This is a genomic window from Streptomyces sp. NPDC023573 (assembly GCF_055559735.1).
This window is the reverse complement of sequence record NZ_JBVHKB010000001.1, coordinates 359,515-384,163: the sequence shown is the minus strand read 5'-3', so window position 1 is coordinate 384,163 and position 24,649 is coordinate 359,515. Positions and strand designations below refer to the sequence as shown.

Below are 24,649 nucleotides of genomic sequence, written 5' to 3'. Positions count from 1 at the left end.
GATGCAGGCCCGGGCTGTGCGGGAGCCGTCAGGCAGGGCCGTCGGGCCGCCCGGTACTGTCGGCGGCGATGGACAAGACGCTGATCGTGACGAACGACTTCCCGCCCCGCCCCGGCGGCATCCAGGCCTTCCTCCACAACATGGCGCTGCGCATGGACCCCGACCGGATCGTGGTCTACGCCTCCACCTGGAAGCGCTCCGCGGAGGGCACCGAGGCCACCGCCGCCTTCGACGCCGAGCAGCCGTACACCGTCGTACGCGACCGTACGACGATGCTGCTGCCCACCCCGGCAGTCACCCGGCGGGCGGTCCGGCTGCTGCGTGAACACGGCTGCTCCTCCGTGTGGTTCGGCGCGGCCGCACCCCTCGGGCTGATGGCGCCCGCGCTGCGCGAGGCCGGAGCCCGCCGGATCGTGGCCACCACGCACGGCCACGAGGCGGGCTGGGCGCAGCTGCCCGCGTCCCGGCAGCTGCTGCGCCGCATCGGCGAGGGCACCGACACCCTCACCTACCTCGGTGAGTACACCCGGTCCAGGATCGCCGCCGCGCTCACCCCCGAGGCCGCGGCCCGCATGGTGCAGTTGCCGCCCGGGGTCGACGAGAAGACCTTCCACCCGGCCTCCGGCGGCGACCGGATCAGGGCCCGGCTCGGGCTCGCGGACCGGCCCGTCGTCGTCTGCGTCTCGCGCCTGGTGCCGCGCAAGGGCCAGGACACACTCGTCCTGGCCATGCCCGCGATCCTGGCGCGCGTGCCGGACGCGGTCCTGCTCGTCGTGGGCGGCGGCCCGTACGCGGGGCAGCTGAAGAAGCTGGCGGCCGAGACCGGCGTCGAGGACTCCGTGCGCTTCACCGGGCCGGTGCCCTGGGAGGAGCTGCCCGCCCACTACGGCGCCGGCGACGTGTTCGCCATGCCCTGCCGCACCCGGCGCGGCGGGCTCGACGTCGAGGGCCTCGGCATCGTCTACCTGGAGGCGTCCGCGACCGGACTGCCCGTCGTGGCGGGCGACTCGGGGGGCGCCCCCGACGCCGTGCTCGACGGCGAGACCGGATGGGTGGTGCGGGGCGGCTCCGCCGAGGAGTCCGCCGACCGGATCGTCGCCCTGCTCCGCGACCCGGAACTGCGCCGCCGCATGGGGGAGCGGGGCAGGGCGTGGGTCGAGGAGAAGTGGCGCTGGGACCTGCTCGCGGAGAAGCTGAGGACGCTGCTCTGAACGCGCACGAGGAGGGGCCCGCACCATGACCGGTGCGGGCCCCTCCTTCCTGTCCGTCTGCCCGGCTCAGCCCCGGTAGATCGACTCGACCTCGTCCGCGAAGTCCTTCGCCACGACGTTTCGCTTCAGCTTCAGCGACGGCGTGATGTGACCCGCCTCCTCGGTGAACTGGGCTGCCAGGACGCGGAACTTGCGTACGGACTCCGCCTTGGAGACCGCCGCGTTGCCGTCGTCCACGGCCCGCTGCACCTCGGCCAGCAGATCGGGGTCCTCGCGCAGCGAGACCGCCGTCGACCCGGCCGGCTTGCCGTTCTCCTCGGCCCAGCGGGAGAGGAACTCCTCGTCGAGGGTGAGCAGCGCGCCGACGAACGGGCGTCCGTCGCCGACCACCATGCACTCGGCCACCAGGGCGTGCGCGCGGATCCGGTCCTCGATCACCGCGGGAGCGACGTTCTTGCCGCCCGCCGTCACGATGATCTCCTTCTTGCGGCCCGTGATCGCGAGATAGCCGTCCTCGTCGAGCGTGCCGATGTCACCCGTGTGGAACCAGCCGTCGGCCAGCGCGTCGGCCGTCGCGGCCTCGTTCTGCCAGTACCCGGTGAACAGGTGCTCGCCGTGCAGCAGCACCTCGCCGTCGTCCGCGATCCGCACGACCGAGCCCGGCAGCGGCTGGCCGACCGTACCGATCTTCTGCCGGTCCCACGGGTTGAAGGCCGTGGCCGCGCAGCTCTCGGTGAGCCCGTAGCCCTCCAGCACCGTGAAGCCGATGCCGCGGAAGAAGTGGCCGAGCCGCTCGCCCAGCGGGGCGCCGCCGGAGATCGCGTACTCGCCACGGCCGCCGAGCACGGCCCGCAGCTTGCTGAACACCAGCTTGTCGAAGACCTTGTGCTTGATCTTCAGGCCCACCGACGGGCCCTCGGGCGTGCCCAGGGCGCGGCTGTACGCGATCGCGGTGTCGGCGGCCCGGTCGAAGATCCTGCCCTTGCCGTCGGCCTGGGCCTTGGCCCGCGCCGAGTTGTAGACCTTCTCGAACACCCGGGGCACGCCGAGGATCAGCGTCGGCCTGAACGAGGCCAGCTCGTCCGTCAGGTTCTTGATGTCCGGCACGCAGCCGAGCTTGATCGGGGCCATCACCGACGCGATCTCGACCAGCCGGCCGAAGACGTGCGCGGTGGGAAGGAAGAGCAGGACGGAGCACTCGCCCGTGCGGAAGAGCGGCTTGAGCCGCTCCACGATGTTGCCGCACTCCGCGAAGAAGCTGCGGTGCGTCAGCACACAGCCCTTGGGGCGCCCGGTGGTGCCCGAGGTGTAGACGATCGTCGCGGGGTCGTCGGCCTTGGCGCTCACCATGCGCAGGTCCAGCGTCTCGTCGGAGACCCCGGCACCCCCCGCGACGAGCTCGGCGACGGCGCCCCGGTCGATCTCCCAGACGTGCCGCAGACCGGGGAGCCGGTCCCGCACCGAGGTGACGGACTCCGCGTGGGTCCCGCTCTCCACCACGACCGCGACCGCGCCCGAGTCGCCGAGTATCCACTGGACCTGCTCGGGGGAGCTGGTCTCGTACACCGGCACGGTGACGGCGCCCGCGCTCCAGATGGCGAAGTCCAGCAGGACCCACTCGAAGCGGGTGCGGGACATGAGCGCGACCCGGTCGCCGGGCTGGATGCCCGCCGCGATCAGCCCCTTGGCGGTCTCCCTGACCTCAGCGAGGAAGCGGGTCGCCGTGACGTCCGTCCAGACACCGGCCACCTTCCGGCTCATCACCGCCACATCGGGATGCTGAGCGGCGTTGCGGCGGATGAGATCCGTCAGGTTGCCGTCCGTAGGGACCTCGTACAGGGCCGGAAGGCTGAACTCGCGCAAGACTGCTGCTCCTCATCGGGCTCCGGTTCCACGGCTCTGTGCGACGCACCGGATCGGTCCAAGACTGGCAGATGCTCAGTGGGGTGAGCACGACTGGACTGGCGGGACGTTACCCACCGGTACTCGGTTCCGGAAAGGGGGTTCCGGCCAGATGTCTTATGCATCACACATATCCGTGGTCCTTCGGCGCACATTAGTCCACCCGTGTCCCGATCCGGAAGTAATCGCAGGTCCGGCGGCATCTACCCAGAGCAGCGGGCGGACACCTAGGGTGATCTCCATGGGAGTCGGCACACCGCACAATCAGCACATAATCCCCACTCGGCGGACACGCGTGCACGTCGTCAGCGACGTGCACGGGAACGCGGAGGCGCTGGCACGCGCCGGGGACGGCGCGGACGCCCTGATCTGTCTGGGTGACCTGGTCCTCTTCCTCGACTACGCGGACCACTCGCGCGGCATCTTCCCCGACCTGTTCGGCGTCGCCAACGCCGACCGCATCGTCGAGCTGCGCACCGCACGCCGCTTCGACGAGGCGCGCGCCTTCGGCCGCGAGCTCTGGGCGGGCAGGGACCGTAACGCGGCGATCCTGTCCGCGGTGCGCAAGCAGTACGCCGAGATGTTCGCGGTCATGCCCACCCCTACCTACGCCACGTACGGCAACGTCGACGTCCCGACCCTCTGGCCCGAGTACGCCCATTCCGGTACGACCGTGCTGGACGGCGAACGTGCCGAGATCGGAGGCCGCGTCTTCGGGTTCGTAGGAGGAGGCCTCAGGACCCCCATGAACACCCCGTACGAGATCAGCGACGAGGAGTACGCCGCCAAGGTCGAGGCGCTCGGTCCGGTGGACGTCCTCTGCTCCCACATCCCGCCGGACGTGCCGGAGCTGACGTACGACACCGTGGCCCGGCGCTTCGAGCGGGGCAGCCGCGCGCTCCTGGACGCCATCCACCGGACCCGCCCCCGCTACGCGCTTTTCGGCCATGTCCACCAGCCGCTGGTCCGCAGGATGCGGATCGGCGTCACCGAGTGCGTCAACGTCGGCCACTTCGCCTCCAGCGGGCGCCCGTGGGCCCTGGAGTGGTGAGCGACACGGCCGTCGCCCGGGGGCCGGGGCGCGGGCGGGAGGGCCACCGGCACGCGATAGCCTGCACACGGCAGGCCTCTGCCGAACGCGACCGGTACACCGCACTGGAGGGCCACGGCGATGGCTGAACACACCAGCTCGAGCATCACGATCGAGGCGGCACCGGCCGACGTCATGGGAGTGATCGCCGACTTCGCCCGCTATCCGGAGTGGACCGGCGAGGTGAAGGAGGCCGAGATCCTGGCCACCGACGACCAGGGCCGCGCCGAACAGGTCCGCCTCGTCCTGGACGCCGGAGCGATCAAGGACGACCACGTCCTCGCCTACACCTGGAACAGCCCGTACGAGGTCGACTGGTCCCTGGTCAAGTCCCAGATGCTGCGCGCCCTCGACGGCAGCTACGCGCTGGCGCCGCTCGGCGACGGAGACCGCACCGAGGTCACCTACCGCCTCGCCGTCGACGTCAAGATCCCCCTCCTCGGCATGATCAAGCGCAAGGCCGAGAAGGTCATCATCGACCGGGCACTCGCCGGGCTGAAGAAGCGCGTCGAGTCCGTCCCGAAGGCCTGATCACGTGCGTACGGTCCTCGTCACCGGCCCCGGCGGCGCAGGCCGTACCACCGTCGCCGCGGCGACCGCGCTCGCCTCGGCACGCGCCGGCCGCCGCACCCTCCTGATCTCCGCGGACGCCGTGCCGGCACTGCCCGCGGGCACCGAGGGCCTGTCCTGCGCCCGTATCGACTCCGCCGCGCACTTCCGCGACGAGCTCCTGGAGCTCCAGGACCGGGCGTCCGGGGTGCTCGACCTGCTCGGCGCCAACCGGCTCGACGGCGAGGAACTCACCGAACTGCCGGGCAGCGCACCGTTCGCCCTCCTGCACACCCTGCGCCGGGCGGCCGGGGGCGACGGGCCGGCGGCCGGCCACGAGGTCCTCGTCGTCGACCTCCCCCCGCTCCCCGACGCCCTCGCCCTGCTCGCCCTGCCCGGACAGCTGCGCCGCTATCTCCGCCGCCTCCTGCCCGCCGAACGCCAGGCGGCCCGCGCCCTGCGCCCGGTGCTCGCCCAGCTCGCCGGCGTCCCGATGCCGGCCCAGTGGCTGTACGAGGCCGCGGCCCGCAAGGACGCCGAACTGGCCGCGGTAGAGGCCCTGATCGAGGACAACGCGACCACCGTGCGCCTGGTCGCCGAACCCGGGCAGGCCGCAGGTGAGGCGCTGCGCTCCGCCCGTACCGGGCTCGCCCTGCACGGCCTGCGCGTCGACTCCGTCGTGGCCTCCCGGGTCCTTCCCCGTCACTCCTGCGACCCCTGGTTCGCCGATCTGGCCGCCCGGCAGGAGAAGTGCGTGGACCACTGGCGCCAGGAGTGGGCGCCCGGGGTGCCCGTACGCGAGGCCGCCCACCTCGGCCGCGAGCCCCGCACCGCCGAGGACCTGGCCCCGCTCGCCGAGACCTGTGCGCCGGACGACCGGGCGCCGGGACACGCCGGGGAGCCCTGGTGGACCGAGGACGCCGGGGACGGCGTCATCGCGTGGTGCCTGCCGCTGCCGGGGGCGGTCAAGGAGGACCTGAAGCTCGTCCGGCGCGGCGACGAACTCTTCCTCACCGCCGGACCGTTCCACCGGATCGTCCGCCTGGAGTCCGCGCTCCGCCGCTGCACCGTCTCCGGGGCCGCGCTCACCGACGGCGTCCTGCATGTCCGGTTCACGCCTGACCCGGCGCTCTGGCCCCGGACACCATGAACGGCGTACCACCGTTCGGGTAACGTCGGTAGTACGTGGCCCGCACGGTCACGCAGACAACCGCGTCGCAGGAGCCCGTCATGAGTGAAGCCACCGATCGTCCCGTCGACGACGACGCGTGGGCGGAGGCCTGCGCCGAGGACCTGGAAGCGGAGAAGGCCCGCCGCCGCGCACAGTACGGGCAGCAGCCGGGGTCCGCCGCCGACGAGCTGCGCAAACTCATCGACGCCGTGGCCGACAAGGTCTCCTCGCTGCAGTCGCCGCTGCTCGGCATGGCCGCCCAGGGGACCGTCCAGCAGGTGATCCGGCAGGCCAAATCCGCGGTCGAGCCCGTCATCGAGCGCAATCCGGACCTCTTCGACCATCTCGCCGCCGCGGGGAACGAACTCCTCGCCGCCTACCGCTCCGCCGTCGAGGGCCAGGAGGGCCGCTGGACCCGGGGCACCGAAGGCGCCGGAGGCGCCTCGGGCCGCACCGGACCGGCCCCCGGCGCGGGGAAGAAGGCCGCCGACGACCCCTCGGACCCGCGTGACGAGGGCACCGGCGGCAGCGAACACATCGACCTGGACTAGGAAGCTGTCGTCTCACCCCGTCCTGATCCCGACCGGAGCAAGACGACGGCTTCTGACCCTGGACAGGAAATACCCGTCCCCGGCTCGGGTACGGTTGGCCGTAGCGGGGCTCGACCGAAACTGAGGGATTCATGGGACTCACCATCGGCGTCGATATCGGCGGCACGAAGATCGCGGCTGGAGTGGTCGACGAAGAGGGCCGGATCCTCTCGACGTTCAAGGTATCGACCCCCCCGACCGCCGAAGGCATCGTGGACGCGATCAGCGCCGCCGTGTCCGGGGCGAGCGAAGGACACGACGTCGAGGCCGTAGGCATCGGCGCGGCCGGATACGTCGACGACAAGCGTGCCACCGTGTTGTTCGCCCCGAACATCAACTGGCGCCACGAGCCGCTCAAGGACAAGGTCGAGCAGCGCGTCGGCCTGCCCGTCGTCGTCGAGAACGACGCCAACGCGGCGGCCTGGGGCGAATACCGCTTCGGTGCCGGCCAGGGCCACGACGACGTCATCTGCATCACGCTCGGCACCGGCCTGGGCGGCGGCATCATCATCGGCAACAAGCTGCGCCGCGGACGCTTCGGTGTGGCGGCGGAATTCGGCCACATCCGGGTCGTCCCGGACGGCCTGCTCTGCGGCTGCGGCAGCCAGGGCTGCTGGGAGCAGTACGCCTCCGGGCGCGCCCTCGTGCGGTACGCCAAGCAGCGCGCCAACGCCACCCCGGAGAACGCGCCGATCCTCCTGGGGCTCGGCGACGGCACCGTGGACGGCATCGAGGGCAAGCACATCAGCGAGGCCGCCCGGCAGGGCTGCCCGGTGGCCGTCGACTCCTTCCGTGAGCTGGCCCGCTGGGCCGGAGCCGGACTGGCCGACCTCGCCTCGCTCTTCGACCCGTCGGCCTTCATCGTCGGCGGCGGCGTCTCGGACGAGGGCGAGCTCGTCCTCGACCCGATCCGCAAGTCGTTCCGGCGCTGGCTGATTGGCGGCGAATGGCGCCCGCACGCCCAGGTCCTCGCGGCCCAACTGGGCGGCAAGGCGGGCCTGGTGGGCGCGGCGGACCTGGCACGCCAGGGCTGACCCGATCCGCAGCACGTCCGACGCCCGTCGCGCCCCACCGGGAGCGGCGGGCGTCCGTCGTATCGTGCCTCCCATGGTCACGAAGCCGATGCCGCTGCCCGACTCCCGTACCGAGCCGGACGGTTCGGCCGTCATCAGAGTGCTCAGCTACAACGTCCGCTCGCTGCGCGACGACACCGAGGCACTGGCCCGTGTCATCCGCGCCTGCGCACCCGACCTGGTGTGCGTCCAGGAGGCCCCGCGCTTCTTCCGCTGGCGCAAGGCGGCGGCCCGGCTCGCGGCCATGACCGACCTGGTGGTCCTCAGCGGCGGCGCCACGGCGGCGGGACCGCTGCTGCTCTGCTCCCTGCGCGCCACGGTGGAACGCACCGAGGACGTCCTGCTGCCGCTCACACCCGGACTGCACCGGCGGGGCCTGGCCACGGCGGTCGTACGGATCGCCGGGGCGCGGATCGGTGTCGTCAGCTGCCACCTCAGCCTGCGGCGGGAGGAACGGCAGACCCAGGCCGGGCTGCTGCTGGAGCGGCTCGACGCGATGGACGTCCCGCACGCCGTCGTGGCCGGCGACCTCAACGACGTACCGGACGGGAGCGCCTTCCGGCGGCTGGCGGGACGGCTTCAGGACTGCCGGGCCGTGGTGCCCTGGGGCGGCGAGCTCACCTTCCCGCCCGACGCTCCGCGCAAGCGGATCGACGCGGTGTTCGCGACCGGCGGCATCGAGGTGCTCGGCTGCGGCGTGCCCGAGGACCTGCCCGGCGTCACCGGCGCGGACCTGCGGGCGGCCACGGACCACCTGCCCGTGCTGGCCGCCCTCAGGGTGCCCGCGGGGAGCTGAGCCCGCGCCGGGGAGAATCAGACGACCGCGCCGCGTCCCGGGTCGTCGTCCTCTTCGTCGTCGTGGGGCATGCGCGCCACCAGGGTGGCGAACCCGCCCAGGAAGCCGCCGATGGAGAGCGTGGTGAGCCACCACGTCATCTCCCACTGCAGCAGCACCGCGACGAGCATCAGCACGGGGCCGCCGACGACCGCGAGCCAGGCGAACTTGGCCGTCACGTCGGCCTCGGGAAGCGGCGGCGGCTCCGGCGGGACGAAGTGCCCCTCCTCGCTGTCGTCCGGATCGTCGGTGTCGCCGTCCCCGGGCTCCTCCAGGCCGTAGTCGCGCGGGCCCGCGACCCCGGGCGCGAAGACGACCGAACCGCCGAGTGGCTTCTTCTCCGGCGGCCTGCCGGACGTCTTCCCGCCCACACCCTTGTCGGCGTCGTCACCCGCGCCGGACTCCGTGGAGGGGTCCAGGACGTTGACCTGACCGTCCTCCAGCAGCGCCAGATCCTCGATCGACTTGAACGGCTTGGCGCCCGGCGGGTCCGGCGGCTCCTCGCCGTACCCCGCGACGATCGCCTCCCAGGCCGCGGCCTCGTCGATCGGCCGGGCCCCCTCCGTGCCCTCGGGGACAGCCGTTCCTTCCGTGGGGCGCGGTTCGCGCTCCTCGTCACTGCCCGCGCGCTCCGCGTCGTGCTCAGCCACCGGACGTGCTCCCCTTCTTGACGGCGTCGGTCGCGAGGCGGCCGACGAACCGGTAGCTCTCGTCGAAGATCCGCTCCGCATCGTGGTCCAACGTCGCGACGTGGTAGCTCTGTTCCAGGAGGATCTCCTCGACGTCCCTGGAGGAGACCCGGCTGAGGATCCGCGCGGAGTCGGCCGGCGGCACGACATGGTCCTGCGGACTGTGCAGCAGCACGATCGGCTGGGTGACCTGCGGCAGATCGGCGTCGACGAGCCGGAAGAACGCCCGCACGGAGTGCGCGGCGTGCAGCGGCACCCGGTCGTAGCCGATCTCCTCGGCGCCCTCCAGCGCGATGTCGCTGGTCAGCCCCTTCGTCGTCCGCACCACATGGCGGGCCACCGGCAGGGCGTACGCCGAGAGGCCGTGCACCTTGTTCGCCGGATTCACCAGCACCAGGCCCGCGATCTCGTCCCCGTGCTTCGCGGCGAGGCGCAGCGCCAGGGCGCCGCCCATGGAGAGGCCGAAGACGAAGACCCGCTCGCACCGCGCCCGCAGCGCCCGCAGCTCACGGTCCACCTCCGCATACCAGTCCTGCCAGCCCGTGACCGCCATGTCCTCCCAGCGGGTGCCGTGGCCGGGCAGCAGAGGGAGCGACACGGTCAGTCCGCGCTCCGCCAGATAGCCGGCCCAGGGGCGCAGGGACTGCGGCGAACCCGTGAATCCGTGACAGAGGAGGACGCCGACCTCTCCGCCCTCATGGCGGAACGGCTCGGCTCCAGGGAGGACCGGCACCGGGGTCTCCTGTTCATGAAGCGGGGCGGGGGTGCGAGGGGTGTGCAAAAGGATTACTTCACCGTACGCGACCGGACCGACACCGACCAGGGCCGTCACCGCCCGAGCAGCCGTCACCTGCGGAGGCGTCCGGGAAGGACCCCGTCCCGAGCGGGCGGGGGAGGCCGCGGCCCCACAGGTTAAGGTCTCATCGACGGCACACAGGAGGCACCCGAGTTGATCTACGGCGCAATGAAGTTCTCCATCGGCGGCTCCCTGAAGCTCGCCTTCAGGCCGTGGGTGGAGGGCCTGGAGAACATCCCCGCACACGGGCCGGCGATCCTCGCGAGCAACCACCTGTCGTTCTCCGACTCCTTCTTCCTGCCGGCGGTGCTCGACCGCAAGGTGACCTTCATCGCCAAGGCGGAGTACTTCACCGCCCCCGGGGTGAAGGGGAAGCTCACCGCCGCCTTCTTCAAGGGCGTCGGGCAGCTCCCGGTGGACCGCTCAGGCGGCCGCGGCGCGGGCGAGGCCGCCATCAGGGCGGGCATCCAGGTCATCGAGAGCGGCGGGCTCTTCGGGATCTACCCGGAGGGCACCCGGTCGCCCGACGGACGGCTCTACCGGGGCAAGCCCGGAGGCCTCGCCCGGGTGACCCTCGCCACCGGTGCGCCCGTCATCCCCGTGGCGATGATCGACACGGAGAAGATCCAGCCTCCCGGCCAGGTGATGCCCAGGCTGATGCGGCCCGGGATCAGGATCGGCAAGCCGCTGGACTTCAGCCGCTACCAGGGCATGGAGGGTGACCGGTTCATCCTGCGCTCGGTGACCGACGAGGTCATGTACGAGATCATGAAGCTCTCCGGCCAGGAGTACGTGGACATCTACGCGACCGCGGCCAAACGGCAGATCGCCGAGGAGGCGAAGAACAAGGGACCGGACAGGCCGGGCAGCGCGTAGGAGCGGGGCCGGCCGCCCGGAACGGGCAACACGGCAGGGGCGGGGAACCGGGGGAGGGGACGCAGGGACATGGCCGGGCGTGAACGAGTCGTACGGATGTCGGTCGAGCAGCCGCTGTGGCGTGCGCTGACCGCGTACCGCGTGCTGACGCTGATCTACGCGGCGCTCCTCGCCGGCTTCGGCCGTGACAAGTGGGAACGTCCCTGGGTCGCCGTCGCCTTCCTGGCGTTCCTCGCGCTCTGGACGATCGTCACCCTTCCCCGGGTGGCCAACGCGGCGAGCTGCACGAAGCGTTTCCTCGGCCTGGACCTCGCGGTCGCCCTGACGGGCATCCTCCTGACGCCGCTGGCCGACTTCGACGCCCAGCACATGGACGGCCCGACGCTTCCGTCGATCTGGACCGCGGGCTCGGTCCTCGCCTTCGCTCTCAAGGGCGGCTGGCGCTGGGCGGCCTTCGCCTCCACCCTCGTCGCCGCCGCCAACATCGTCGAGCGCGGCGAGCCCAGCGAGGACACCTTCCACAACGTCCTGCTGGTCTGGGTCGCCTCCATCGCCATCGGCTACGTCGTCGAGGTGGCCCGGGCCAGTGAGCGCACCCTGGCCAGGGCCCTGGAGATCGAGGCCGCCACCCGGGAGCGGGAGCGGCTCGCCCGCGACATCCACGACAGCGTCCTCCAGGTCCTGGCCATGGTGCAGCGGCGCGGCACGGCCCTGGGCGGGGAGGCGGCGGAGCTCGGCCGGATGGCCGGGGAGCAGGAGGTCGCCCTGCGGACCCTGGTCTCCAGCGGCCTGGTGCCCCCGACCCGGGTCTCCGAGGACAGCTCCGAGGGTGCGGTGGTCCGCACGGTGGAGACCCACGACGAGACGGAGAGCGCCGAGGCCGACCTGCGCGCGCTGCTCGCCCCGCACGCCGGGTCCCGGGTCACCTTCGCGGAGCCCGGCGCCCCGGTGGTGCTGGCGGCAGGCGCGGCGCGTGAGCTGGCCGCCGCCGTGAGCGCCGCGCTGGACAACGTCCGGGTCCACGCGGGGCCGGACGCCCAGGCCTGGATCCTGGTCGAGGACGAGCCGGACGAGGTGATCGTCACGGTCCGGGACGACGGCCCGGGCATCCCGGAGGGCAGACTCGACCAGGCGGAGGGGGAGGGCCGGCTCGGCGTCGCCCTCTCGATCCGCGGGCGGCTGCGCGATCTGGGCGGCACAGCGGAACTGATCTCGGTCCCCGGCCAGGGCACCGAGGTCGAACTGAAGGTCCCGAAGGTTTCACGGGGGAAGGCAGGAACGGCCCGATGAGTACACCGCAGACACAGACGTCCGAGGAACGGCCCATCAAGGTGATGGTCGTCGACGACCACCCGATGTGGCGCGACGCCGTCGCCCGCGATCTGACCGAGTCCGGCTTCGACGTGGTCGCGACCGCGGGCGACGGCCCGGGCGCCGTGCGCCGGGCCAGGGCGGCCGGTCCCGACGTCCTGGTGCTCGACCTGAATCTGCCCGGGATGCCAGGCGTCCAGGTCTGCAAGGAGCTGGTCGGATCGCACCCGGGGCTGCGGGTCCTGGTGCTCTCCGCCAGCGGGGAGCACGCCGACGTCCTGGAGGCCGTGAAGTCGGGCGCCACCGGCTATCTGCTGAAGTCGGCCAGTACCCAGGAGCTGACCGACGCCGTGCGCGCGACCGCGGCCGGCGACCCGGTCTTCACGCCCGGCCTCGCCGGACTGGTCCTCGGCGAATACCGCCGGCTCGCTTCCGACCCAGCCCCCGCGGCCCCGGACCAGCCGAAGGTCCCGCAGCTCACCGACCGCGAGACGGAGGTCCTGCGGCTGGTCGCCAAGGGGCTCTCGTACAAGCAGATCGCCGAGCGGCTGGTCATCTCCCACCGCACCGTGCAGAACCACGTCCAGAACACCCTGGGCAAGCTTCAGCTGCACAACAGGGTGGAGCTCGTCCGCTACGCCATCCAGGCCGGTCTCGACGACGCCTGACGGACAATCGGCGCGTACGGCGAGGGAATTGGCCGTCCGACCCATCCCGGAGTGACCTGGGTCACCATTAGCGTGGCCCGTAGCGAGCTCACTTCGGCGAAGGGATGCTTTCATGCGGGTCGGAGTACTGACCGGGGGCGGCGACTGCCCCGGGCTCAACGCGGTCATCCGCGCGATCGTCCGCAAGGGCGTGCAGGAGTACGGCTACGACTTCACGGGGTTCCGCGACGGCTGGCGGGGCCCCCTGGAGGGCGTGACCGTGCCGCTCTCCATACCGGCGGTGCGGGGCATCCTGCCGCGCGGGGGCACGATCCTCGGCTCCTCCAGGACCAATCCGTTCGACGCCGAGTACGCGGGCCGGGGGGTCCGCCGCATCAAGGACAGCCTCGCCGAGTACGACATCGACTCGCTGATCACGATCGGCGGGGAGGACACCCTCGGCGTCGCGGCGAAGCTGTCCGACGACTACGGCGTCCCGTGCGTGGGCGTGCCCAAGACCATCGACAACGACCTCTCCGGCACCGACTACACCTTCGGTTTCGACACCGCCGTCTCCATCGCGACCGAGGCCATCGACCGGCTCCACACCACGGCGGAATCCCATATGCGGGTCCTCGTCGTCGAGGTGATGGGGCGCCACGCGGGCTGGATCGCGCTCCACTCCGGTCTGGCCGGCGGGGCCAACGTCATCCTCATCCCGGAGCAGCGCTTCGACACCGACCAGGTCTGCGAGTGGGTCACCTCCCGCTTCCGGGCGAGCTACGCGCCGATCGTGGTGGTGGCCGAGGGGGCGGCGCCCGCGCGGGGCGGGATGATCCTCAAGGACGACTCCCACGACTCCTTCGGTCATGTCCGGCTCTCGGGTGTGGGCGAATGGCTGGCCAAGGAGATCGAGCGGCGCACCGGCAAGGAGGCCAGGACCACGGTTCTCGGCCATGTCCAGCGCGGCGGCACGCCGAGTGCCTTCGACCGCTGGCTCGCGACCCGCTTCGGGCTGCACGCCATCGACGCCGTCCACGAGGGCGCCACCGGGGTGATGGTCGCCCTCCGGGGGACGGACATCGTGCGGGTGCCGATCTCGGAGGCGACGGCCCGCCTGAAGACGGTCGACCCCGCCCTGTACGCGGAGGCCGGGGTCTTCTTCGGCTGATCCCGCTCCGGCCGGCCTGCTCCGGCCGGGCGGCGCCCGGGGGGCGAGGGCCGTATATTCGCGAGGACCGGCCCAGCCCCCTCTTCCGGGAGACGTCGTGGAAATCCTGGCATTCGGCGTGCAGTCCGACGAGAAGCCACTGATCGAGAAAGCCTTCGCCGGCCTGCACGACGTCCGCTGCCTGGACGTCTTCCTCACCGAGGACACCGCCCCGATCGCCGCGGGCTACGAGATCATCTCCACCAGCGTCAACGCCGACCTGGGCAGCCGCGTCCTGCAGTCACTGGCGGCGGCCGGCACGCAGATGATCGCGCAGCGCTCCACCGGCTTCAACAACATCGACCTCGAAGTCGCCGAACGGCTCGCCCTGCGTGTCGCCCGCGTCTCGTACTACTCGCCCCACTCGGTCGCCGAATTCGCCTGGACCCTGGCCATGGCCGTCAACCGCCGGATCGTCCGCGCGGTGAGCCGCACCCGGGACTTCGACTTCCGGCTCGACGGGCTCCTCGGCCGGGACATGCACGGCCGCACGGCAGGGGTGGTCGGCACGGGCAAGATCGGTGAGGCGTTCACCCGGATCGCCCACGGCTTCGGCATGGAGCTGCTCGGATGGGACGTCGCCGAGAACCCCGCCTGCACCGCGCTCGGCATGACGTACGTGGAGAAGGAGCGCCTCTTCGCCGAGTCCGACCTGATCAGCCTCCATGTGCCCCTGCTGCCGGCCACGCAGCACATCATCGGCGAGGAAGCCCTCTCCGTGATGAAGGACGACGCGATCCTGGTCAACTCCAGCCGTGGCGGTCTCATCGACACTCGCGCTCTCGTCACCGAGCTGCGCACCGGCCGGTTCACCGGTGTCGGGCTCGATGTCTACGAGGCGGAGGCGGGGCTCTTCTACGTCGACAAGTCCATGGAGGGCATCGACGACGACACCCTCGCCCGGCTCGTCACCTTCCCGAACGTCATCGTGACCTCTCACCAGGCGTACTACACGCGCGACGCGGTGGGGCAGATCATCGACGCCACGGTACGCAACGTCACCGACTACCTGGCGGGCCGCCGCAGCGACAACGTCCTGGTACCGGCGCTCCCCGCGCCTTAGCCCACGTCTCCCTCCGCGTGCTCCTTCAGGAACGCGCCCGCGTACGCCGCTGCCTCCTCCTTGGAGCCGCAGGGGGAGTCCCCGTCGGCCGCGCCGGCCGTGCCGTCCGCACCGCGCCCCGTCCAGCGCCAGCTGCCCGACGAGGACTCCAGGAAGAGCTCGGCCGTGCCCCCGAACAGCTCGACGGTGCCCCGCTCCGCCGCTGCCGACGGCCGGTCGACCGCGTCGGGCCACTTCTTACGGGCGCCCTGCCGCGTTATCCCCCAGGCCGCGCCCAGCTGTTCGTAACTCGCGCCGTAGGAGCCGGCGGTGCGTGCGGCGCGCGCCGTCAGCCGGGAGACCGCCGAGTCCACCACCTTCCAGCCGGCGAGGACCGACAGTGACACCTCGACGGGGTCCTCCGCCCACATGCGGTCCTCGGGGAGCCCCGAGGCTCGGGCCCGCAGGGCCGTTGCGAGGGGGGCCAGGGCGTCGCAGAGGGATCGCTCGAGTGTGGTCAGTTCCTTGTGCGTGACCTCGTTGGCTGCCATGCCGACAACTATAGTTACCGCAATCCACTGACGCAACTAAAGTTGTCGGCCGGAGTGTGCCGGAGCCCTGGTCCGTCAGCTGGGCACGGGCAGCTCCGCCAGCAGCCCGGTCACGATCTCGGCGCCGCGCAGCGTCAGCACCGACTCGGGGTGGAACTGCACCGAGGCGAAGCCCCGGCCCCGCAGCGCGTGCAGCTCACCGGAGGCCGTGTCCCGGCTCGCCTCGATGCCGTGCGCGCCCAGCTCCGTGGCCGCCGCGTCGTCGCAGAGCGCGGTGAAGCTGTTGTAGAAGCCGACCGTCTCGGGCCTGCCGAACAGATCGATCCGGGTCTGCGCCCCCTGGTACGGCACGGCCTTCCGCGCGATCTCCAGACCCAGCTCCGCCGCGATCAGCTCATGGCCGAGGCAGACGCCGAGCAGCCCGTGACGGTGCTCCCGCACCAGCTCGGCGGCCAGCCCCCGCAGCAGCCGCATCTTCGGATCGGCCGAGTCCCCCGGGTCCCCGGGCCCGGGCCCCAGCACCACCGGCCCCTCGTGCGCCCGCACGGCCTCGCGGAGCCCGGGTTCGTCGTACCGGCGCACCGAGACCGTGAGGCCCGAGGAGCGCAGCAGATGGGCGAGCATCGCGGTGAAGGTGTCCTCGCCGTCCACCACCAGGGCATGACCGGACAGGTCCCGCGTGCGCTCCTGCATCCGCAGCCAGAAGGGCGCCAGCCCCCCGCGCCGGTCGTCCAGGGCCGCCTGCACCCGCGGATCGGACGCCAGCCGCGGACGGTCCGCCTCCGCCTCGGGCCGCCCCGGCCGGACACCCAGCGCCGCGAGCACACCAGCCGCCTTCGCATGGGTCTCGGCGACCTCCCCCGCAGGGTCGGAGTGGCGCACGAGCGTGGCCCCGACCGGCACCCGCAGCCGACCGGACGCCGAGATGTCGGCGGTGCGGATCAGGATCGGCGAGTCCAGCGTCTGTGCCCCGCCGGGCTCCCGGCCCACCAGCGCGAGGGCGCCCGCGTAGTAGCCGCGGCCCCCCGGCTCGTACCGCTCGATCACCCGGCAGGCGTTCTGCACGGGGGAGCCGGTGACCGTGGCCGCGAACATGGTCTCCCTCAGGACCTCGCGCACATCCAGCGAGGAACGCCCGCGCAACTCGTACTCCGTGTGCGCGAGATGGGCCATCTCCTTGAGCCGGGGCCCGACCACCACGCCGCCCATGTCACCGACGGTGCACATCATCTTGAGCTCCTCGTCGACCACCATGGAGAGCTCCTCGGTCTCCTTCCGGTCGCCGAGGAAGGCCAGCAGACTCTCCGCGGTCGGCCCCTCGGCCGGGTAGCGGTAGGTCCCGCTGATCGGGTTCATCACGACGGTCCCGCCGGACATCCGCACATGGACCTCCGGGCTGGCACCCACCAGCGTCCGGTCCCCGGTGTGGACGACGAACGTCCAGTACGCCCCGCGCTCACCCGACAGCAGCCGCCGGAACAGAGCCAGCGCGTCGGCCCGGCCGAAGCCGGGGATCTCGCCGCCGAAAGTCCGCCGGATCACGAAGTTCGCGCCCTCGCCCTGCCCGATCTCGTCCTCGACGACCCGCCGGACGATCCCGGCGTACTCCTCGTCGGGGACGTCGAAGGCGCCGCCCTCGACCCGCACGTCATGGCCGGGCAGCTCCGCCAGCACCTCGGCCAGCGGCAGTTCGTACGCCTCCTTGGCGACCAGCACGGAGAGCGGGGTGCCGTCGTCGCGTACGTCGAAACCACGCTCGGCGATCTGCCGGAAGGGCACCAGGGCCAGCGACGGCAGCTCACCCACCGGGATGTCGGCGAGCCGTTCCACCTCCCGCACCTCACCGGTCAGGACCTCGACGGCGTCGTGGTCCCTGCCGGGCGTGCGCCTGCGCAGCAGGGCGAAGGGCGGGGAGTCGTCACGGAGCAGCATGGACAGCAGGTCGACGGCACGGCCGGGCGTGGGCCGGGACACGGGCTCGGACAAGGGCTCGGGCATGGGCGTTCCTTCCTGATGAGGAACGGCTCCCGGCTCCGGAACGCAGAGAAGGCCGCCCCTCGGGCGGCCTTCGCGAAGTCTGTACGCGCGATGAATCAGCGGGCCGCCGGATGAGCGGTCCACCACCAGTTCTGGACTGTCTGCGCGAACATGCCCGTACCCTAGCGGACGCGGTGGACGAACGAGCGCGCGTCTCATCTGCTGAGCGGGCGGACGGGGCGCGCTTGCCGACCCCGTAATGTTGTCAAGGTGACCGTGAACGCCAATACCTCCGTCGCCGGTGGCCACACCTGGCGAGACCTTCCCGCGGCGCAGCAGCCCGAGTACCCCGATGCCGAGGCTCTGCGCGACGTACTCGCGGACCTCGAGTCGTATCCTCCGCTCGTCTTCGCGGGCGAGTGCGACCAGCTGCGCGCCCGTCTGGGAGCCGTCGCCCAGGGCGAGGCGTTCCTGCTGCAGGGCGGCGACTGCGCCGAGGCCTTCGACGCCGTGTCCGCCGAGCACATCCGGGCCAAGCTGAAGACGCTGCTCCAGATGAGCGCCGTCCTGACGTACGCGGCCTCCGTGCCGGTCGTCAAGATCGGCCGGATCGCCGGGCAGTACTCCAAGCCGCGCTCCAAGCCGACCGAGACCCGCGACGGCGTGACCCTGCCGACCTACCGCGGCGACTCCGTCAACGGCTTCGAGTTCACCGAGGCGGCCCGCATCCCGGACCCCGAGCGGCTGAAGCGGATGTACCACGCGTCCGCTTCCACGCTGAACCTGGTGCGCGCCTTCACCACCGGTGGTTACGCCGACCTGCGCCAGGTGCACGCCTGGAACCAGGACTTCGTGAAGTCCTCGCCGTCCGGGCAGCGTTACGAGGCCCTGGCCCGCGAGATCGACAACGCGCTGAACTTCATGAAGGCGTGCGGCACGGACCCGGCCGAGTTCAAGGCGGTCGAGTTCTACGCCTCGCACGAGGCGCTGCTCCTGGACTACGAGTCGTCGCTGACCCGCACCGACTCGCGCACCGGCCGGCTGTACGACACCTCGGGCCACATGGTCTGGGTCGGCGAACGCACCCGCCAGATGGACGGCGCGCACATCGAGTTCGCCTCGAAGATCCGCAACCCCATCGGCATTAAGCTCGGCCCGACGACCACTGTCGACGAGGCACTCGGCTACATCGACCGCCTCGACCCCGAGCGCGAGCCCGGCCGGCTGACCTTCATCGTCCGCATGGGCGCCGACAAGGTCCGTGACAAGCTCCCCGAGCTGGTCGAGAAGGTCACCGCGTCCGGTGCCAAGGTGGTGTGGGTGACCGACCCGATGCACGGGAACACCTTCGAGGCCGCGTCCGGCCACAAGACGCGCCGCTTCGACGACGTCCTCGACGAGGTCAAGGGCTTCTTCGAGGTGCACAAGGAGCTCGGGACGCACCCCGGCGGTATCCACGTCGAGCTCACGGGCGACGACGTCACCGAGTGCGTCGGCGGCGGCCACGAGATCTTCGTCGACGATCTGCACCAGCGCTACGAGACGGCCTGCGACCCGCGCCTCAACCGCAGCCAGTCCCTCGACCTGGCCTTCCTGGTCGCCGAGATGTACCGCGACCAGTAGGGATCACCCCTGGTGACGCATGTGGGGCACGGATCGATGTGATCCGTGCCCCACAGGCGTACCGGGGCTTTTGTGCGCGAGGGCTCGCGGGTAAGGTTAGGTTAGCCTCACCGACATTCGGGACGGCGCAGCGATCGACCCGTCGGGAGGTGAACCGCATGTACGTCTGCTCCTGCTTCGGCATCACGGAGGACCAGGTCAAACAACATGCGGACGGCGGAGCGTGCACACCCCGCCAGATCGCTTCCGCGTGCAAGGCCGGTACCGACTGCGGGGGCTGCGTCCGCAGGATCCAGGCGCTGCTCGGCCGTGGCGAGTGCTCGCGCCGTGAGCTCATCGAGGGACGTACGGCGCCGGCGGGCGCCCCGGCCGGTGCGCCCGTCACTCTGGGCGCCACGCCGGACGCCGGCCTTTCCGACGCCGCCTGAGCATTCGCCCCGGGCCTTCGGAACACTGCTGCCGCAACCGTGGATCAGCTGTCCGGCTGCTCGATCAGCTGGGCGATGTAGAGCGCTTCGCCGAGCTTCTCGACCAGCTCCAGCTGGGTGTCGAGATAGTCGATGTGGTGTTCCTCGTCCTCGAGGATGGACTCGAAGATGTTCGCCGACGTGATGTCGCCCTTGCCGCGCATCACCTCGATGCCCCGCCTGAGGCGGTCGATCGCCTCCACCTCGACCTGGCGGTCGGCCTGGAACATCTCGGTGACCGTCTGGCCGACCCGCACATGGAAGAGCCGCTGATAGTTGGGCAGGCCGTCCAGGAACAGGATCCGGTCGGTGAGGATCTCCGCGTGCTTCATCTCGTCGAACGATTCGGCCCGGGTGTACTTGGCGAGCTTCGTCCAGCCGAAGTTTTCCTGCATCTTCGCGTGCAGGAAGTACTGATTGATGGCAGTCAATTCGGCGGTCAGCTGTTCGTTCAGGAACTCGAGGACCTCGGGGTCGCCCTGCATCGCAGAGGCTCCTTCCAACCGGTGAACGGGGCACGTGTGCGCGCATCCTCGCATCGCACCCTGCGGCCGTCCAGTAAGTGCACGCTTAGTATGAGTTGCCCGAATCAACTCTCCCCTGGTCATGACCACCCCTGCCTGTCTGTCACCATGGAGGCATGGGTCAGCCGGAAAGCCGGGAACGCGGCACAGCAGAGCAGTCCGGGCTTCCACCGGGGCAACGGCTGCAGCGCGGCTGGCCGGTCACCCATTACGGGCCCGTGCCCAAGTTCAAACCGGACCGCTGGGAGTTCAGGGTCTTCGGGGCCACGGCCGACGGCGACAAGCACTGCTGGAATCACCAGGAATTCACGGCACTTCCCTTCTCCTCCGTCGTCGCGGACCTTCACTGCGTGACGAAATTCAGCATGCTCGGCGCCGAATGGGGCGGAATCCTGGCCCGTGAGGTGGTGGAGCTGGCACCTCCCGCGCCTCACGTCACCCATGTGATGGTCTGGGCCGAATACGGATTCAGCTCGAACCTCCGGATCGACGACTTCGCGTCCGACCGGACGCTGTTCGCCACCCATAAGGACGGCGAACTGCTCACTGCCGAACACGGATTCCCGCTGCGCCTCGTCGTGCCGCATCTGTATGCCTGGAAGGGGCCCAAATGGGTCCGGGGCATCGAATACATGTCGGCCGACCGCCGTGGGTTCTGGGAGGAGCGCGGATACCACAACATCGGCGACCCGTGGAGCGAGCAGCGCTACTCCTACCAGGAGGAGCCCGGGGACGGCCCCGAGCTCTGAAGGTCCCGCCGGGACCCCGCGGGACGGTCCCCGCTATGGCCGGCGGGATTCCCGCAGCTCCTTCAGCCGGGCCACATCCGCCGCATGGCCTTCCTTGCCGCCAGGCGTCTCGATGACCAGCGGCACGCCCTCGGTCGCCGGGTGCGAGAACAGCTCGCGGAACGGCCCGGCGCCTATGTGGCCCGCGCCGATGTTCTCGTGCCGGTCCTTGTGGGCGCCCACCACGTCCTTGGAGTCATTGGCGTGGATCAGCTTCAGCCTGCCCTCGCCGACCGTGTCCACCAGCAGATCCAGGGTCTGCCGCATGCCGGCGGGGCCGGTCAGATCGTGGCCCGCCGCGTAGATGTGGCAGGTGTCCAGGCAGACACCCAGCCTGGGGTGGGAGTCCAGGGCCTCGAAGTACGGGCCGAAGTCCCAGGTCCGGGAGCAGAGCGAGGAGCCCTGCCCCGCGGTCGACTCCAGCAGCAGGAACGGGTCGTCGTCATGGGTCAGCTCGTCCAGCAGCGGAAGCATGTGCGTACGCACCTGGGCGAGGGCGACCTCACGCGGACGTCCGCCGGTCGCCGAACCGGTGTGCACCACCACACCCAGGGCGCCGATCTCTCTCGCCCGGCGCAGCGAGTGGCGCAGCGACACCACCGACCGCTCGACCGTGGCCTCGGTGTGCGAGCCGAAGTTGATCAGGTACGGGGCGTGGACGTACGCGGGAATCCGCCCGGCGGCGCACTCCGAGCGGAACAGCTCGTCCTGTGCCGGGTTCCCCGGTGGCGTCGCCCAGCCCCGCGGGTTGGCGACGAAGACCTGCACGGTCTCCGCCGCCAGCTCCCGCGCGTAGCCGAGGCCGACCTTGGCGAGTCCGCCGGCCACGGGGACGTGTCCGCCGATGGGGTTGCGCATGTGCTGCCAGTCCTCGTGGGTCTACAGGGCCTTGGTCCTGATGGTGATCGTGGAGCCTTCCGCGGCCTTCTCGCCGCCCTCGACCGACTGGCTGCCGACCGTGTCGCTGAAGGAGAGGAACGGGCGGTCGACCTTGACCTCGAACCCCGCGTCCTCCAGTGTGCCCCGGGCCTCGTCGACGTCCTTCCCCGTGACATCGGGGACCTGGAGCATGCGCGGGCCCTTGGAGACCGTCAGCTCCACCGTGTCGCCCTCGGCGGCCTCGGCGCCGCTTCCGGGCGACTGCCGGGCGACCTCGCCCGCGGCCTCGCGTGAGTTGACCCGCTCGCTCAGCACCTTCGCCCGGAGACCCGCCTCGTCCAGCGCTGCCGTGGCGTCCTCGACGGAGAGGCCGGAGACATCGGGCACGTCGACGGGGCTGCCCTTGCTGACGACCAGTGCGACCGCCGAGTCGGGACGGCGCTCGGTGCCGGCCCGCGGATCCGTACGGATGACCTTGCCCCGGTCGATCTCCTCGTCGAACTCCCGGGTCACCATGCCCGGCGTGAGCCCCGACTTCTTCAGCTCACGCCGGGCCTCGGCGAGGGCGAGCGCCTCGACATCGGGGACCTTCACGATCTCCGGGCCGCGCGAGATCACCAGCTTCACCGCGTCGTTGCCCCGGATGCGCTCACCGGAGCCCGGATCGCTGCTGATCACCGTGGAGCGCTCCACCGTGTCGCTGTAGGCGTATTCGACACCCTTCAGGTCGAGACCCTCGTCCGCGAGCCGCTTCTCGGCAGCGCTCCGGGTCTGCCCCAGGAGGGACGGGACCCGGGTGAACTGCCCCGAGTTGATGTACCAGACGCCCACGCCGGCGCCCAGCACCAGCAGGACGGCGACGAGCACGGCGAGCGTCCCGCGCCGGCCGCGTCCGGCGAAGGCCCCGCGCCGCCCGCGCCCGGGCTCCCGCGGTGAGGACGGCGGCATCTCCAGCCGGCTGGTGTGGTGCGCGGTGCCCTGGCCGGCCGGGATCACCCTGGGGATCACGCTCGTACGGTCCTCGGCGCCGTCGTGCTCCTCCGCGATGGCCTGCGGAGGCATCGCGTCGAGCTCCTCCTCGGTGAGAGCCGCCCGTATCTCACGGGCCCGCGCGAGCAGCGCCACCGCGTCGGACGGACGGACGTCGGGGTCGCGAGCCGTCGCCGAGGCCACCAGCCCGTCCAGCCCGGCCGCCAGGCCGGGGACGGCACCGGACGGCGCCGGGACATCCTCGTTCAGATGCTGGTAGATGACCTGGGCGGCGGTGTCCCCGCCATGGGGCTTGCCGCCGGTCAGCATCTCGTAGAGCACCACACCGCAGGCGTACACATCGGACCGGGTGTCGGCCGTGCCCTGCTCGATCTGCTCCGGAGCGAGGTACGAGACCGTGCCCAGCAGCGAACCGGTGGTGTCCGTGGCGGTCCCCACAGCGCGTACGAGACCGAAGTCGGCGACCTTCACCCGGCCGTCGTCCCCGATCAGGACGTTCTCCGGCTTCATGTCGCGGTGGACGAAGCCCGCCCGGTGCGCGGCGCCGAGGGCGGCCAGCACCGGTTCGAGGATGTCCAGCGCCGCCCGGGGCTGCAGCGCCCCGCGCTCGCGCAGTACGTCGCGCAGGGTGCACCCGGCGACGTACTCCATCGCGAGGTACACGTACGCGCCCTGGGCGCCCTGGTCGAAGACGGCCACCACATTGGGGTGGGCGAGCCGGGCGACGGACTTGGCCTCGCGGATGAAGCGTTCGACGAACGCCGCGTCGGTCGCCAGCGCCGGGTGCATCACCTTGAGGGCGAGCACCCGGTCGAGCCGGGTGTCCACGGCCCGGTAGACCGTGGCCATACCGCCGACGGCGATGCGCGCATCGATGCGATAGCGGCCGTCGAGCAGCTGCCCGACGAGGGGGTCCTGGAGGGTCGTGTCCACGGGGCGAGTCTACGAGCTGCCACGGACACCGCGGATGGGCCAGGCCTCCGGTGGGCCGTTCCGGTGCGGAGCCGTGACAGGGGCATGCGCGTGCTGTGACGGGGGGAACCCGGCCGGTGCACGGCCCTCAGAAGGCGGGGCGCTCCGGATCCAGCACCGCGCGGCCCTCCGCGGGCGAGGACGCCTCCGCGAAATGGCGGCGCGGGATGCGCCCAGCCCGGTACGCCAGACGTCCGCCGTCCACCGCGTGCCGCATCGCCGCCGCCATCAGCTCGGGCTCCTGCGCCCGGGTCACCGCCGAGGCGAGCATCACAGCGGCACAGCCCAGCTCCATCGCCAGTGCCGCGTCCGAGGCCGTCCCGGCGCCGGCGTCCAGGATCACCGGGACCGCGGCCTGCTCGACGATCAACTGGAAGTTGTGGGGATTGCGGATGCCGAGCCCGGAACCGATGGGGGAGCCGAGCGGCATGACCGCCGCGCAGCCCACGTCCTGGAGCTTGCGGGCCAGCACCGGGTCGTCATTGGTGTACGGCAGGACCGTGAAGCCGTCGTCGACCAGGATCTCGGCGGCGTCCAGCAGCTCGATCGGGTCGGGCAGCAGGGTCCGCTCGTCGGCCACGACCTCCAGCTTGATCCATTCGGTGCCCAGCGCCTCCCTGGCCAGTCGGGCCGTCAGCACGGCCTCGCCCGCGGTGAAACAGCCCGCGGTGTTCGGCAGGACCTGGATGGAGAGGCGTTCCAGGACGGAGAGCACCGAGCCCTGCACGGTCGGGTCGAGCCGGCGCATCGCCACGGTGGTGAGCTCGGTGCCCGAAGCGATCAGGGAGCGCTCCAGGACGTCGAGGCTGGGTGCCCCGCCCGTCCCCATGATCAGCCGGGACGAGAACGCGGTGGAACCGAGCGTGAGGAGGTCGTCGGACATCGG

25 protein-coding genes are annotated in these 24,649 nt (G+C 71.4%); 15 read left to right on the top strand and 10 right to left on the bottom strand.

Going from position 1 to position 24,649, the window contains the following annotated elements; translation table 11 throughout:
* The first annotated feature begins 68 nt into the window (after nucleotides 1–68).
* The gene (locus ACZ32T_RS01760; protein ID WP_467273490.1) at nucleotides 69–1,211 is read left to right on the top strand and encodes a glycosyltransferase family 4 protein; all 1,143 of its coding nucleotides are present in this window, start codon (nucleotides 69–71) and stop codon (nucleotides 1,209–1,211) included.
* A 66-nt stretch (nucleotides 1,212–1,277) separates the two neighbouring features.
* Here ACZ32T_RS01760 and ACZ32T_RS01755 read toward each other — a convergent pair whose 3' ends face one another.
* A complete protein-coding gene (locus ACZ32T_RS01755; protein WP_467273491.1) occupies nucleotides 1,278–3,074 on the bottom strand; it encodes an AMP-dependent synthetase/ligase in 1,797 nt (598 codons plus the stop codon).
* 280 nt (nucleotides 3,075–3,354) lie between these two features.
* Between ACZ32T_RS01755 and ACZ32T_RS01750 the strand changes: the two genes are divergently transcribed.
* The 6 genes from ACZ32T_RS01750 (at nucleotide 3,355) to ACZ32T_RS01725 (ending at nucleotide 8,382) form a co-directional block, all read left to right on the top strand.
* Complete coding sequence (locus tag ACZ32T_RS01750) at nucleotides 3,355–4,164, top strand: metallophosphoesterase family protein (protein ID WP_467273492.1); 810 nt, start codon at nucleotides 3,355–3,357, stop codon at nucleotides 4,162–4,164.
* 120 nt (nucleotides 4,165–4,284) lie between these two features.
* Entirely contained in the window at nucleotides 4,285–4,734 is a 450-nt protein-coding gene (locus ACZ32T_RS01745; protein WP_124276889.1) for an SRPBCC family protein, read from the top strand.
* 4 nt (nucleotides 4,735–4,738) lie between these two features.
* On the top strand, nucleotides 4,739–5,902 hold the full coding sequence (locus ACZ32T_RS01740) for an ArsA family ATPase (protein WP_467364836.1): 1,164 nt from the start codon (nucleotides 4,739–4,741) through the stop codon (nucleotides 5,900–5,902).
* Between the two features lie 80 nt (nucleotides 5,903–5,982).
* Nucleotides 5,983–6,474, top strand: coding sequence for a DUF5304 domain-containing protein (locus ACZ32T_RS01735; protein ID WP_467364834.1), 492 nt, complete (start codon nucleotides 5,983–5,985; stop codon nucleotides 6,472–6,474).
* Between the two features lie 131 nt (nucleotides 6,475–6,605).
* A complete protein-coding gene (locus ACZ32T_RS01730) occupies nucleotides 6,606–7,547 on the top strand; it encodes an ROK family glucokinase (RefSeq protein WP_467273495.1) in 942 nt (313 codons plus the stop codon).
* A 73-nt stretch (nucleotides 7,548–7,620) separates the two neighbouring features.
* On the top strand, nucleotides 7,621–8,382 hold the full coding sequence (locus ACZ32T_RS01725; RefSeq protein WP_467273496.1) for an endonuclease/exonuclease/phosphatase family protein: 762 nt from the start codon (nucleotides 7,621–7,623) through the stop codon (nucleotides 8,380–8,382).
* A gap of 17 nt (nucleotides 8,383–8,399) precedes the next feature.
* On the opposite strand, the gene ACZ32T_RS01720 is transcribed toward ACZ32T_RS01725, so the two are convergent.
* A complete protein-coding gene (locus ACZ32T_RS01720; RefSeq protein WP_467364832.1) occupies nucleotides 8,400–9,071 on the bottom strand; it encodes a hypothetical protein in 672 nt (223 codons plus the stop codon).
* A complete protein-coding gene (locus ACZ32T_RS01715; RefSeq protein ID WP_467273498.1) occupies nucleotides 9,064–9,843 on the bottom strand; it encodes an alpha/beta hydrolase in 780 nt (259 codons plus the stop codon). The genes ACZ32T_RS01720 and ACZ32T_RS01715 overlap by 8 nt, the downstream gene beginning before the upstream one ends.
* 216 nt (nucleotides 9,844–10,059) lie before the next feature.
* Here ACZ32T_RS01715 and ACZ32T_RS01710 point away from each other — a divergent pair, with 216 nt between their 5' ends.
* The 5 genes from ACZ32T_RS01710 to ACZ32T_RS01690 all read left to right on the top strand — a co-directional run bounded on the left by ACZ32T_RS01710 (nucleotide 10,060) and on the right by ACZ32T_RS01690 (nucleotide 15,013).
* On the top strand, nucleotides 10,060–10,782 hold the full coding sequence (locus ACZ32T_RS01710; protein WP_467273499.1) for a lysophospholipid acyltransferase family protein: 723 nt from the start codon (nucleotides 10,060–10,062) through the stop codon (nucleotides 10,780–10,782).
* Between the two features lie 69 nt (nucleotides 10,783–10,851).
* The gene (gene macS / locus ACZ32T_RS01705) at nucleotides 10,852–12,072 is read left to right on the top strand and encodes a MacS family sensor histidine kinase (RefSeq protein ID WP_467273500.1); all 1,221 of its coding nucleotides are present in this window, start codon (nucleotides 10,852–10,854) and stop codon (nucleotides 12,070–12,072) included.
* A complete protein-coding gene (locus tag ACZ32T_RS01700) occupies nucleotides 12,069–12,761 on the top strand; it encodes a response regulator (protein ID WP_467273501.1) in 693 nt (230 codons plus the stop codon). The genes macS and ACZ32T_RS01700 overlap by 4 nt, the downstream gene beginning before the upstream one ends.
* Nucleotides 12,762–12,873: 112 nt before the next feature.
* Nucleotides 12,874–13,911, top strand: a complete 1,038-nt coding sequence (locus ACZ32T_RS01695) for a 6-phosphofructokinase (RefSeq protein ID WP_467273502.1) — start codon at nucleotides 12,874–12,876, stop codon at nucleotides 13,909–13,911.
* 97 nt (nucleotides 13,912–14,008) lie between these two features.
* Nucleotides 14,009–15,013, top strand: a complete 1,005-nt coding sequence (locus ACZ32T_RS01690) for a 2-hydroxyacid dehydrogenase (protein ID WP_467273503.1) — start codon at nucleotides 14,009–14,011, stop codon at nucleotides 15,011–15,013.
* Here the strand turns inward: ACZ32T_RS01690 and ACZ32T_RS01685 are convergent.
* From ACZ32T_RS01685 to ACZ32T_RS01675, 3 genes are all read right to left on the bottom strand, one after another.
* Entirely contained in the window at nucleotides 15,010–15,543 is a 534-nt protein-coding gene (locus ACZ32T_RS01685; RefSeq protein WP_467273504.1) for a hypothetical protein, read from the bottom strand. The two genes, ACZ32T_RS01690 and ACZ32T_RS01685, sit on opposite strands and share 4 nt — an antisense overlap.
* A 75-nt stretch (nucleotides 15,544–15,618) precedes the next feature.
* Entirely contained in the window at nucleotides 15,619–17,475 is a 1,857-nt protein-coding gene (locus tag ACZ32T_RS01680) for an anthranilate synthase family protein (protein ID WP_467273521.1), read from the bottom strand.
* Between the two features lie 161 nt (nucleotides 17,476–17,636).
* Nucleotides 17,637–17,693, bottom strand: coding sequence for a trp operon leader peptide (locus ACZ32T_RS01675; protein ID WP_356707688.1), 57 nt, complete (start codon nucleotides 17,691–17,693; stop codon nucleotides 17,637–17,639).
* 103 nt (nucleotides 17,694–17,796) lie between these two features.
* Between ACZ32T_RS01675 and ACZ32T_RS01670 the strand changes: the two genes are divergently transcribed.
* Together ACZ32T_RS01670 and ACZ32T_RS01665 are read left to right on the top strand one after the other, a co-directional pair.
* Nucleotides 17,797–19,143 carry a class II 3-deoxy-7-phosphoheptulonate synthase gene (locus tag ACZ32T_RS01670; protein ID WP_467273505.1) on the top strand — a complete coding sequence of 449 codons (1,347 nt, stop codon included), beginning with the start codon at nucleotides 17,797–17,799 and terminating at the stop codon, nucleotides 19,141–19,143.
* 158 nt (nucleotides 19,144–19,301) lie between these two features.
* Nucleotides 19,302–19,571 (top strand): (2Fe-2S)-binding protein, encoded by a 270-nt coding sequence (locus tag ACZ32T_RS01665; RefSeq protein ID WP_467273507.1) that lies wholly within the window; start codon nucleotides 19,302–19,304, stop codon nucleotides 19,569–19,571.
* Nucleotides 19,572–19,615: 44 nt separating this feature from the next.
* Here the strand turns inward: ACZ32T_RS01665 and bfr are convergent, their stop codons facing one another.
* Complete coding sequence (bfr, locus tag ACZ32T_RS01660) at nucleotides 19,616–20,095, bottom strand: bacterioferritin (protein ID WP_104789781.1); 480 nt, start codon at nucleotides 20,093–20,095, stop codon at nucleotides 19,616–19,618.
* A 155-nt stretch (nucleotides 20,096–20,250) separates the two neighbouring features.
* On the opposite strand from bfr, the gene ACZ32T_RS01655 reads away from it, so the two are divergent.
* Nucleotides 20,251–20,883 (top strand): sulfite oxidase-like oxidoreductase, encoded by a 633-nt coding sequence (locus ACZ32T_RS01655; RefSeq protein ID WP_467273510.1) that lies wholly within the window; start codon nucleotides 20,251–20,253, stop codon nucleotides 20,881–20,883.
* 33 nt (nucleotides 20,884–20,916) lie between these two features.
* Here ACZ32T_RS01655 and ACZ32T_RS01650 read toward each other — a convergent pair whose 3' ends face one another.
* The 3 genes from ACZ32T_RS01650 to ACZ32T_RS01640 form a co-directional block, all read right to left on the bottom strand.
* Nucleotides 20,917–21,780 carry a deoxyribonuclease IV gene (locus tag ACZ32T_RS01650; protein ID WP_467364831.1) on the bottom strand — a complete coding sequence of 288 codons (864 nt, stop codon included), beginning with the start codon at nucleotides 21,778–21,780 and terminating at the stop codon, nucleotides 20,917–20,919.
* Between the two features lie 21 nt (nucleotides 21,781–21,801).
* Nucleotides 21,802–23,724, bottom strand: coding sequence for a Stk1 family PASTA domain-containing Ser/Thr kinase (gene pknB / locus ACZ32T_RS01645; protein ID WP_467364829.1), 1,923 nt, complete (start codon nucleotides 23,722–23,724; stop codon nucleotides 21,802–21,804).
* Between the two features lie 127 nt (nucleotides 23,725–23,851).
* The gene (locus tag ACZ32T_RS01640; RefSeq protein WP_467273516.1) at nucleotides 23,852–24,646 is read right to left on the bottom strand and encodes a thiazole synthase; all 795 of its coding nucleotides are present in this window, start codon (nucleotides 24,644–24,646) and stop codon (nucleotides 23,852–23,854) included.
* Nucleotides 24,647–24,649 lie beyond the last annotated feature (3 nt).